Consider the following 10,827-nt stretch of genomic DNA (forward strand, 5'->3'; position numbering starts at 1 on the left):
ACCTCACGATGCAGCAGTTGCCATCGGCTAGGAGTTAAACCATCTTCTCCTCCAGAGGACTTCCACCTCCAAGTAAGTGCCCATGCCGGGCGTACAACAATTTTGGGCGGGACCCCACGAGGAGGCCCGCCCAAAAAGAGTGAAGAAACTTATTTCTTCGGTGCCGGTACAACCGACAATTTTACTTCAGCGAGTACGTCTTCGTGCAGACGAATCTGAATTTGGTAGGTGCCCAGTGCACGGATGTCACCTGCACCGATGATGGAACGACGGTCAACGTCGCCCTTCCCGGCGTCTGCAACTGCATCAGCAATTGCCGAGGTGGTGACGGAACCGAACAGACGGCCGGTGCTGCCGGCCTGCATCTGAACCTGGATTGGTGCTTCTGCCAGCTGTGCAGCCTGAGCCTGTGCGGCTTCGAGACTGCGTGCCGAACGAGCAGCGGTGTTTGCGCGTAGCTCTTCAACCTGCTGCTGCGCGCCTGCGGTCCAACGGACAGCTTCGCCGCGTGGGATCAGGTAGTTGCGGGCGTAGCCGTTGCGGACGTCAACAACATCGCCGGCCGAGCCGAGGCCCGGTTTCTCCTGCGTCAAAATGACTTTTTGCTGTGCCATGATTTCTCTCCCTTGATCAGCGTTTAGCGGCCGGAACCGGAGTACGGCAGCAGTGCCATTTCGCGGGCATTTTTAATTGCCTGCGCAATTTTGCGCTGCTGTTGGACGGTCACACCGGTGACGCGACGTGCACGAATCTTGCCGCGATCGGAGATGAATTTGCGTAGCAAAGCAACATCTTTGTAGTCGATGTAGTCGATCTCCGCTGTTTTCAGCGGATTCGGTTTTGGTTTCGGCTTGCGAACTTCAGCCTTAGCCATCTTGGTGCTCCTTTATAGCTATAACCTGGAGCCCGCCGGTTGGCGGGATGGTAATGAAATGATTATGGAATGTGTTTAGAACGGTGGAGGGGCGTCGTTGCCTTGATCCCAGGATCCGGCCTGACTTCCCCCACCCCACGGGTCGTTGCTCGGTGCAGACTGTCCCCAGCCTCCGCCTCCGACTGGTGGGCCGCCCCAGTTTCCACCGGGTGCACCCTGGCCGCCGCCACCGCCGCCGAATCCTCCGCCACCAGAACGTGGTGTGCGGTTGACCTGTGCGGTAGCCCAGCGAAGTGATGGGCCAATCTCGTCAACATCTAGTTCCCAGTTGGTCCGTTGTTGACCATCTTTGGTTTCGAATGACCGAGCCTTCAACCGACCGTGCGCAATGACTCGCGCACCTTTGGTCAGCGTTTCTGCTACGTTTTCGGCCGCTTCACGCCATACGGACGCCCGAACCCACAGTGTTTCATCATCAATCCATTCACCGGATTGTTGATTTCGCGTTCTTGGAGTCTGAGCAATCGTAAAGTTCGCAACCGCGTGCCCCGATGCGGTAAACCGCAGTTCCGGGTCACCTGCCAGGTTGCCAACCACAGTGATATATGGTTCTCCGGCCATGACACGCTCCTATGCGTAGCAGGTAGTGGTACTAAAACTTAGAGGGTAATTTTCTGATCTTCCGGACGGATGATCTTTGTACGCATCACGATTTCGTTCAGGCTGAGCTGACGATCCAGTTCCTGAGACTGCTCAGGAGTAGCGTTGAAGCTTACGACAGCGTAAACCGCTTCGTCCTTCTTCTGGATTTCGTAGGCCAAGCGACGACGACCCCATACATCGAGTTCGTCAACGGTTCCGCCGCCCTCGATAACCTGATCGAGGTACTTACGCAATGTTGGTTCAACGGTACGCTCGTCGATCTCTGGATCGATGAGCACCATTAGTTCATATGCACGCATGTGAACCCACCTCCTTTGGACTAAGTGGTCACGGGCTTTCCGTAACAGGAGGTTCTAGTGCAAGCGTCTGACCCATCTGGGGACAGACAGCAACCTCGCCATTATAGCGGACTACAGCCCAAAACTGAACTCGGTCTGGACAGGGCCATCAGTGTCCTCAGGGTCAATTTTCGGTCAGCTCCTCGTCGTCAATCCGCGGCCCGGCAGAATGCCCTTGTATCCTAAAACGGCGAACACCTACTGGGCGGCACTACGGGCCCTTGCTGGCAAGTTGTTAGCCGCCAAAGTCATTAAGAAACTTGATGACCCCATTACCCCGCACCAACGGGCTCTCACCCATCCGGGCATGCGCAAGCGTCCCGATGAGCACGATGAATGCAGCCATCAAGCGCATCAAGTCCGCCGCCCTTCAACGCGACATTATCGCCATACCAGTGCATTGAGACGATATCTCAGACCAAAAGCACCGGCCGTACGAAACTGAGAATCACCATCAAGAAACGGGCCTGAAACAAGCAATTAGCCCATTTGCCTGTTCTGCGGCAACGTCACCGAAAGCAATCTCTGTAGGTAACCTCGACGTATAGTACGCGTACCTCACGGTCCTCCAAAAGTTCACTCGCTGCCTGCGTCGTATACGTCCCTCGCTTTCAAGACATCCGGGGCATACGTTTCGGCCCAGGTGCGCAGAGCCGCTAGAGGCAGAATCAATGTGCGCCCTAGTTCGGTGAGCTCGTACTCCACTCGGATCGGCGTGTGATCAACGAAGACTTCGCGGTGCACTAACCCGTCACGTTGCAGTGAGCGCAGGGTTTCGGTGAGGACCTTGGATGAGACTCCTGCCACCGCTTCTTTGAGAGCACTGAAGCGTAGGGCGCCGCCGGCCAGTGCAGGAACAATCAACGGCGTCCACCGATCCGTAGCGTGGCGCAGCACGCTACGAGATGGGCATCCCTGAACAGTTATATCGAACTTCTCATCGTGTCCAACACTCATAAGCCCCTGCCATCCCTAGTTACGTTGAGGTATCCGGTTACTGATAGTTACCATGGTAACGGAATTGAACGTCAGTCAACGTAGTTTGAGGAGAACAGATGAACATCGTAGTACTCGGCGATACCGGAATGGTCGGATCCCGCACAATCGCGGAAGCCAGGGACCGTGGCCACACAGTGAGCGGCTATTCTCGCAATGGCCAGAACCCACTGAATTTTGCCGACACTGCTAAGGTTGTCGAACTGATCAACGACCCAAAAACAGACCTGACGATCATCTCCGTCGTTTCTGGGCGTACGGGTTCGTACGAAGATGACATCGCCAACCACAAGGCACTCATCGCCGCCGGACCAACCGGTCGCATGCTGGTCGTGGGCGGGGCAGGCGGTCTACAGGTAGACGAAACAACGCAGCTCAAAGACAGTCCTGATCTGCCTGAGTCGTTCTTAGCCGAAGCACAAACATTCGCAACAGTTCTTGATTTGTACCGTAACGCAGAAAGCCTGAACTGGACGATGCTGGCGCCGGCCCCCATGATCGAACCGGGCAAACGCACCGGCGAATACACGATGGGCAAGGACTATCCAGTCGGAGATTCAATCTCAGCAGAGGACTTCGCCGTCGCTCTGCTCGATGAAGCAGAAAATCCACAGCACGCCGGTACACGTTTCACGGTGGCCAACTAAAAAAGTAGACATATTTGCTCCCGGGAAGTTGGCCTGACGCATCAGGCACAACTTCCCGGGAGCATTTTGTAGGACCGAAATTCAGGCGAAAAGTCTAGTCGCGCAGCCGGGCTGGCCAGATGTCGGCCTTGCCCGGATTCAGTATCCCGTTGGGGTCAAGAACGTCTTTAATCCGTTCATTGAAGCGGCGTTGAATGTGGTTATTGAAGCTGTAAGTATCAGCGACCTGCTTGGCCAACACGTTGTGAGCCCTGTAGATGCCGTATCCTTCCTTCGCGCCTGTATCGATGAGTTTACGGGTCATATCCAAAGTTTCGTCGCGACTCTGGGGATCGGAAGAATCATAGAGCGGCAGACAAATATGGTGCATTTCACGCAAGCCGATAATGAACTGGGCCAAGTAGTCTTTGGAGTACTGATCAGTGATTCGTTTCGTATCGCTGAACTGTTTTGCCGCGTCCTCCCCACTGGGTGCTGAAACAGGCGCATAGAAGAAATGCCCAGCATCGGGGAACCATTCAAAGACGCTTGCGGAGTGGCGGTTTGGCACACCGCGGTTCAGCTCGTCTCGCGCTTTCAGTAAATCACTTGCGGGGTTGTCCTCCGAGTAAGGGAGCGTTTCGGTGGTCTCAAATCTCGCACCGGGAATTTTCAGGTAGGCATCGCGGATAATTTCAAGGTAATTATCGATGAGCCAGCGTGGACCATAACAGGTACCATAGACGTTCCAGTACCCAATATTGAGTCCTCGCTTCATTTTTTCAAGCGACTCATCAGTCAGTGGGCCGTCGTCTTCTTGCCAGTCGCTGCGCTTGGAGACACAAGCGGCATCAAACACTACGTTGCGAACAATTGGTGCGTTCTGAAGCGGAGCCATACCAATACGCATCGGGAGCGTCGTCTCCATAATCGCTTCCAGATCGCTTTCATTTTCGAAATGGATGGCGAAACTCACAGCCTCTTCAGGTTTGGGCATCAGCTGTATGCCCATGCGAGTACAGATGCCGTAGTTAGACTGCTCGAACAGTCCTTCGACTGATGGGCCCAACCCTCCGGAGTAAAGGTGCCACGCTTCCGAGGTTGGCATTCCCCCCATGCCGGTCCGCAGCACTTCTCCATCGGCAAGGACGACTTCCATGCCGCAGCGCCACATCGTATGATCCGCGTACGGGGTATAGCCAACCCCATGTTCCATGACGTTGCCCATAACGCTGCCCCAGTCCAGTTCGGCGGGATCGATCATCAATGCAGCCCCAGCCTCGGTAACAGCTTCATACAGACTGGCGTAATCGACTCCGGGCTCAACCACCGCATAGGCAAGCTTTTCGTTGATTTCTAGCACGCGGTTCATTCGCTTCCCCATGTGCAGCAACACGCTACCTGTCACCTGCGGCGAAGAGCCCCCATACCCAAGATTGCGCCCTGCAGAAAAAGCATGCAGAGGAATCATGTACCTATTAGCAATTTGAACGATCCTTTGTACATCCTCGGTGTTTCCGGGCCAGATAACAGCACTGCCCTTGAACTCATCGTCACTCGTGACTGGAAATGCATCGTCGTATTGACTGACAGTTTCCTCATCGGTATGTACAAAGTCTTTCCCCACTGCCTCACGGAATTCACTGATCGCAGCCGTGAAATCTTCTTCGCTGACGTTCGGCGGGAGAAAGCGGGCAGTTGTGACGGTCTCCATAAGAAAGCTCCTTGGATGATTCTAAGAAAATGGTATGTTTGTGACCACGCATCTTGTTTTCGTGATTCAGGTCACGGTGTACGTATCTGTAATTAGCGTAAGCGGATGAGCCACATTCGTCATCAGACTTTCGTTTAGTGGATATCCAACTATTTTTGGCGAGTCGTCGAAGGTAACTCACCATGTCGGGCAGCATAATCAGCTGCGAAGCGCCCCATGTGGGTGAAACCCAAGCGACGCGCAGTATCGGCGACTGATGGGCCATCCGGGGCAGATGCCAACAAAATTTCTGCTACACGGTCGAGACGGCAGGCTTTCAAATACTGCATTGGTGAGACACCGAGTTCTTTGCGAAAAGACAGCTGAAGCGCTCTGCCACTGACTCCTGCAACATACGCAATGGATTCTAAAGTAAGAGCTTCTTCAGGGACGCTCTCAATGAGATCAACAGCACGCTGCAACGAACTGTTAGGAACCGGTGGGGCCAGATTGAGAAGATCTTGATACGAATGCTGGCCTGATCTGAGGAGCCCAATAACTGCCTCTTCTACCAACTGTCCCGTAACGAGAGGTTGCGACCAGGGCTGGTGCGCCAGGCGAGAAAGCCTACGCAGTGAGCTCATCCATTCGAGCCCCAGGCCTTGGTCGATGCGCAGGGGCAAAGAGAAATCAATAAGCACTGGTGTCTCTAGCCCAAGAAAAACCGCAGATATACGCTCAAAGTCTGTCCGGTTTATCTTGATCGCCATCATTAAACATGGCGACTCCCATCCACTGATCGCGGTATCGACATCAGGCCGATAAACTCCCGCCCGTACCGGATTGGCAGTAAGTTGCTGCGACCCAGCGACCGTTCTGAACGCCCCTTTGAGCGCTACGTTAACGTGGTAGAAAGACTCATAAGGCGCTGTGGCAATGGTGACCGGCGAGCTGTACTCAAGCGTCCCGATCGTAAATGGCCCAACATCCAGACTACTGGTAGCCATTTCGAATCCTGCGCTACCACCACTACGAATCTGGAGCCGATGAGGATGGAACAACATTGTGCCAACCTGTTGCGCCTGTTCTGGCGTGTTCCCAAGAATTCTCCTGACTCCGGGGCTTCCACGTGTCGCCGCAGGCTCTTTTCCTAACGCACCAGCGTGAGGGTCTTGAGCTTGATTAGTGTCCATGGCTCAGTCCAAAGATAGGCGAATGCGGGCGCCTTGCAACCAAGACGCCCGCACCTGTCGAAGTTAGACAGCGGTCAACTGGCTCACTTTGTGAAAGTCGCGGCTATCGTAAATCAAGGCTTCCGCCTCGTTACGAGTACGGATCGAATCAATTTCAACAAACATCACAGTATGGGTACCGCGTGAATAGGTGTCGCTCACTCTTCCGACGAGGGCGACCCTCGCATCACGAAGACTAGGGGCCTTTGCATCATCGTCCCAGATATCCCAGGCAAACCGTTCCTCCATGGGGACCTCGGTGGCACCAGCGAAATGCTGAGCGAGCTGGCTTTGCTCGCCGGCAAGAACGTTAATTGCAACGTTCCCGTTCTTCTGGAAGATATCGTGTGCGGCGCTTCTCTGGTTTACGCAGACAAGCACGGTTGGTGGGGAGTCCGTGACTGAGCACACGGCAGTGACAGTGATGCCAAGTTTTCCGTGTGGCCCTTCTGTTGTAACGATGTTGACGGCAGCGGCAAGATGGGCCATTGCCTGACGGAACTGCAATTGATTTTCGTTTAGGTTAGTCATGATTGTTCTCCTCCTGAAATGGAATAGTCGATGACGGTGGCTCCACCGGTTGCATAGTTGGGGACATCCTCGGTCACGGCCTGTCCCTCCGGTGATGACATAGCAGACATGAAAGATTCTTTCGTTTCAAACTCTGCTTCAAATATTGCGAAGTATGGGGCTTTGTTTTCTGGTGAATCGGATATTTCAATTGAGTATCTCCAACTCAGCATGCCTGGAATTTTTGCTGCCAAAGGTAGATGCTTCGTCGTGTAATACTCGATAAACGCGTCGGGATCTTCGGGTTCTGAATACAGAACGACTAATTTATGCATGTGGATCCCTTGCTTATCTAGCCGAAACTTTTGCGTTTTCCGAAGTGCGTTTGATGGCAGCCTCGGCGCGCTCTTCACTACCTATTAATGTAAGTTGTGCAATCGGGTAGTTGAAGTTCTCGGTAAATTCATTAGCGAGCTCTTGACTTTCCACCATCGCGGAGAACAACGCTGGAATCTGAGGATTGGTTGGCGACTGGATCATCGTATTGATCCAGTCACTGGACGCTTCCAAGCGTTCCGCACGGCGCATGGCAACCTTTTTCATGAACTGCTCGTCGAAGACGTCGTCTTCGAGGACCGCGTCTCCGACGACGCGAGCTGAGAAGGCAGTGGAGTTCGCGCCCTGTGCCTGGACTGGGTCCATCGTCAGGTGCACGTCGCCCAGTCCAAGCACAAATTTACCATTCGGTAGGCGCGCATAGTCCTCTCGGAGCACTGGCGTGACGCCACCCTGGAGAAGATCCTTATCGCTTTGCAGCTCGAAAGCTGAGTGATCAATTCGTTCGAAAACAGTTGGATGGTGGGTCTCCAGCATCTCCAAGGTCAGTTGGCGGTACGCTTCTGGATCGTCGTCATTTTTTTGCTGAGTCAGTATCTCTTGTGGACCGCCGGGGACGCTTTCAAACAGTAGAGCTGTTGTGTCACCGCTGAACGACCACATCGGGATCGCCAAGAGTTCGCCGACGCCGGGAATAACGCTGATTTCAACGCCGTTTCTCTCGGGGCGACGCACACCCTTCCAGAATCCGACCGCAAGCTGACGCTGTGGACGATCGTATGGGGACTTATCTGCACGTTTGGGGAAGAGGGCACCAATCTCACCTTTTCCAGTTGAAACCACGACAAGATCATGCCGTTCAGACAAGTCCTGAATATCAGCGACCGATAGGTCCTTATATTCGATCTTTCCACCACGGTCGACAAAGTCCTCCATCAAACGTGGCAGGTAGATCCGGTAGTCTAACGTGCGCGAAGGAGCGGAGAAGTAGCCCTGGTATGTACGCTTTTCGCCCCACCCGTTGTAGTGATAATGCACGTCGTAGTAGTAATGCTCTTCGGTCCAGTGATTGATGCCCAAGTCTTCTTCAAGGGCGACCGTCACGTGCATATGCGCCACGCTATTCATGACACGTCCGTCGCGAACCTGCTCTGGCGTGCGGTTGGTGTAAATCGTCGCTGGGATGCCGTGTTGCCGTAACTGCAACCCAAGGTGCAGTCCTGCAACTCCTGCTCCAACAATACCGATGTTCTTCATAAGCGTGTGTTCCTTCCGTGGTCACTGTCTGCGCTAGACTCTACGCTCGTGCTCTATATACGAGCAGATACATTTTTCTATGCTCTCTATGTGAGCTACGAATCTAGTGGAGTGATTCTACTCACGCAATAGTTTGGAGCGATTATTTGGGATACTTCGCAATTCGGATAGCCAACCGAATTCAACGGCCGCAGTACCGGCATGGCAAAACCCTGCGGCTATCTACCGCAGGGTTCGAAAAACAAGTCCCGATCGTGATGGGACGAAAGCACGGGAAGAAGCCGCTTAGATTTCCCAGGCTTCTGTTGGGGTCGTCAGTCGCTCTTTATAGGCTCGCAGGTGGCGAAACATAACTGCCACATCACCGTCATCTGTAGGGAAGATTAATGAGAGACTCGCTTCTTGTCCATCTGGCATCTCTACAGGCACTGCAACTACTTCAAGGCTGACAAATGGGGCACCTTTTGTGTGAACAAACCCGGTTTGCCGCGCCAGTGCTACCTCATCGATTTCGTGTTCTCGAGGCGGCTGTAGTGCAAGAATTGCGAGACCAGGAGCACTTTGCGTCAAGGAGAATCGCATACCCACCCTGATGGCGACCGACGCTAGCCGCTGCGTTGGACGAGTGGAAGTCAGTACAACAGCCTCTTCGCGCTGGGGGCCGCAGAAGATCGCCGTGGCGGAAGAAACATTCGACAGCTCCTGAAGTACAGCTTCAATCTGCGCCTCGAGATCCCCCATAGCTGTTTTAGCAAGACCCGCCATTCCCAGACCCAACAGGAATCGTCCGTCGGCGGCGCGCGTCACCAGCGAATAGTCTTCGAATGTACGCAGGGCTCGGTATATGACGGAGCGGTGTAGTCCAAGGTTATCAGCAAGCTCCTGACTAGTTCGTGGCTTGCCATCTGCGAGAGTTTGCAGAACGTCGAGTGATCGCGCCAGAGTTTGTGACCTCACCCCACTGCTCGACCTCGTGGGGGCAGGTGACATATCGCTTGCCATCCGCCAGTAGCCTCCTTGTGTCTATGAGCGCTAGTCTATCTGAGCGTTGCCATTGCAGTGAATCATGGACCGAGTAGACTCGCGTCGAGATCCGTGTCACACATGCGTGGAAGGAATGTGTAGTGTCACCAGTAATTAAATTGGGTTTTGATGCATGGAAGAACGCTGTATCGAGTTCCTTTGTATCTGTTGATGACAGAAACCGAACATCGCGGAAATTTTTCTGGCTCGCTGAGCGTTTCTCAACATGGGACGCTAACACTAACTTCACTGTCTGCAAGGCCTCATACAGTGAGGCGTACATCAGCACTCATCCACAGAGACAAAATGAGTCTGTCTGCAGGTTATTACAAGGTTTCATTGCAGACCCAGGGTCACGGATTACTCATTCAAGATGGTCGCGAAGTCCTATTAGAACCCGGAGCCTTGGCAATCTACGACACTTCCCGACCCTATACCCTCAGCTTCGACAGCGACTTTTCCAGTAACATCCTCATGCTCCCGCATTCACAAATTGCGTTTCCCCAAGAAGGAATCCAAGAACTTACCGCCACCTCTTTGGGTTCAGGCCGCGAGCTGGGCGAAATGTCGGCACAGATGTTGAGCCAAGCCGCAAAAGTGGTGCCGAAGTTAACGCGAAATCTTGGGGAGCGCGTCGCGAATAACGTGGTGGATCTGATGAACACGCTCATTGCTGATGAGCTACTCAACTTTTCTGCGGGCACCTTAAGCTCGCGGCATCGCGAAATTGCGCGAGTTAAGAATTTTATCGACCGACACTTGTCAGACTTTTCCCTTGACCTGACCACGATCGCAACGACTCATCAAATGTCGGTCCGTGCCTTGCACTACTTATTCGAAGGAGAAACCGAATCAGTAACTGACTTGATCCGCAACCACCGGATCGAGAAAGCCAAGCAAGACTTAGCGGACCCCCTACAACAAGAGGTCCCTGTGGCAACCGTGGGAAGACGCTGGGGTTTTAGCGATCCTGCCTATTTCTCTCGCGTATTTCGCAAAACGGTAGGCATATCTCCGACCAAGTATCACCACGAGTCAGGAAGTCGGACCCCACGCCTTGGACCACACCGGAGTAGCCTTCCATCGATCAGTGTTCTTCGAGCAACTCGGTGACCAATGCAGCGATGCGGCTGCGCTCCGACCGGGTCAGCGTCACGTGACCAAACAAGGTGTTGCCTTTAAGGGCTCTTCGGAATTTTGGGTGTAGATCGGTTTGGTGACCGGGGTGTGTTGAAGGCATAAAAAAGTCGAGGTCTTTTCGAAGATGGAAGTGCTCAAA

14 protein-coding genes are annotated in these 10,827 nt (G+C 53.7%); 2 read left to right on the forward strand and 12 right to left on the reverse strand.

Features of this window, described 5'->3' with window-relative positions; translation table 11 throughout:
• Positions 1 to 149 precede the first annotated feature (149 nt).
• From rplI to ACYVJT_RS14520, 5 genes are all read right to left on the reverse strand, one after another.
• A complete protein-coding gene (gene rplI, locus ACYVJT_RS14500; RefSeq protein ID WP_343959865.1) occupies positions 150 to 614 on the reverse strand; it encodes a 50S ribosomal protein L9 in 465 nt (154 codons plus the stop codon).
• 23 nt (positions 615 to 637) lie between these two features.
• Complete coding sequence (gene rpsR / locus ACYVJT_RS14505; RefSeq protein WP_343959867.1) at positions 638 to 874, reverse strand: 30S ribosomal protein S18; 237 nt, start codon at positions 872 to 874, stop codon at positions 638 to 640.
• Positions 875 to 949: 75 nt separating this feature from the next.
• Positions 950 to 1,495 (reverse strand): single-stranded DNA-binding protein, encoded by a 546-nt coding sequence (locus ACYVJT_RS14510; RefSeq protein ID WP_343959869.1) that lies wholly within the window; start codon positions 1,493 to 1,495, stop codon positions 950 to 952.
• 38 nt (positions 1,496 to 1,533) lie between these two features.
• On the reverse strand, positions 1,534 to 1,836 hold the full coding sequence (rpsF, locus tag ACYVJT_RS14515; RefSeq protein WP_343959871.1) for a 30S ribosomal protein S6: 303 nt from the start codon (positions 1,834 to 1,836) through the stop codon (positions 1,534 to 1,536).
• Positions 1,837 to 2,451: 615 nt separating this feature from the next.
• Positions 2,452 to 2,832 (reverse strand): winged helix-turn-helix transcriptional regulator, encoded by a 381-nt coding sequence (locus ACYVJT_RS14520; protein WP_343959873.1) that lies wholly within the window; start codon positions 2,830 to 2,832, stop codon positions 2,452 to 2,454.
• A gap of 98 nt (positions 2,833 to 2,930) precedes the next feature.
• Between ACYVJT_RS14520 and ACYVJT_RS14525 the strand changes: the two genes are divergently transcribed.
• Complete coding sequence (locus ACYVJT_RS14525) at positions 2,931 to 3,518, forward strand: NAD(P)-dependent oxidoreductase (protein WP_343959875.1); 588 nt, start codon at positions 2,931 to 2,933, stop codon at positions 3,516 to 3,518.
• A 94-nt stretch (positions 3,519 to 3,612) separates the two neighbouring features.
• Here ACYVJT_RS14525 and ACYVJT_RS14530 read toward each other — a convergent pair whose 3' ends face one another.
• The 6 genes from ACYVJT_RS14530 to ACYVJT_RS14555 form a co-directional block, all read right to left on the reverse strand.
• The gene (locus ACYVJT_RS14530) at positions 3,613 to 5,211 is read right to left on the reverse strand and encodes an FAD-binding oxidoreductase (protein ID WP_343959877.1); all 1,599 of its coding nucleotides are present in this window, start codon (positions 5,209 to 5,211) and stop codon (positions 3,613 to 3,615) included.
• Positions 5,212 to 5,360: 149 nt separating this feature from the next.
• The gene (locus ACYVJT_RS14535) at positions 5,361 to 6,383 is read right to left on the reverse strand and encodes an AraC family transcriptional regulator (RefSeq protein WP_343959879.1); all 1,023 of its coding nucleotides are present in this window, start codon (positions 6,381 to 6,383) and stop codon (positions 5,361 to 5,363) included.
• A gap of 63 nt (positions 6,384 to 6,446) precedes the next feature.
• Complete coding sequence (locus ACYVJT_RS14540; protein WP_343959881.1) at positions 6,447 to 6,953, reverse strand: flavin reductase; 507 nt, start codon at positions 6,951 to 6,953, stop codon at positions 6,447 to 6,449.
• Positions 6,950 to 7,267, reverse strand: a complete 318-nt coding sequence (locus ACYVJT_RS14545; RefSeq protein WP_343959883.1) for an EthD family reductase — start codon at positions 7,265 to 7,267, stop codon at positions 6,950 to 6,952. Before ACYVJT_RS14545 ends, ACYVJT_RS14540 begins: the two co-directional genes overlap by 4 nt.
• Before the next feature lie 13 nt (positions 7,268 to 7,280).
• A complete protein-coding gene (locus ACYVJT_RS14550; RefSeq protein WP_343959885.1) occupies positions 7,281 to 8,525 on the reverse strand; it encodes a styrene monooxygenase/indole monooxygenase family protein in 1,245 nt (414 codons plus the stop codon).
• A gap of 285 nt (positions 8,526 to 8,810) precedes the next feature.
• Positions 8,811 to 9,482 carry a helix-turn-helix domain-containing protein gene (locus ACYVJT_RS14555; RefSeq protein WP_343959887.1) on the reverse strand — a complete coding sequence of 224 codons (672 nt, stop codon included), beginning with the start codon at positions 9,480 to 9,482 and terminating at the stop codon, positions 8,811 to 8,813.
• 237 nt (positions 9,483 to 9,719) lie between these two features.
• Between ACYVJT_RS14555 and ACYVJT_RS14560 the strand changes: the two genes are divergently transcribed.
• A complete protein-coding gene (locus tag ACYVJT_RS14560; RefSeq protein ID WP_343959889.1) occupies positions 9,720 to 10,661 on the forward strand; it encodes an AraC-like ligand-binding domain-containing protein in 942 nt (313 codons plus the stop codon).
• Here ACYVJT_RS14560 and ACYVJT_RS14565 read toward each other — a convergent pair.
• The coding region (locus ACYVJT_RS14565; protein ID WP_499418513.1) for a hypothetical protein at positions 10,636 to 10,827 on the reverse strand (192 nt) is incomplete at its 5' end. The genes ACYVJT_RS14560 and ACYVJT_RS14565 overlap by 26 nt on opposite strands.

Source organism: Yaniella soli (assembly GCF_054782375.1).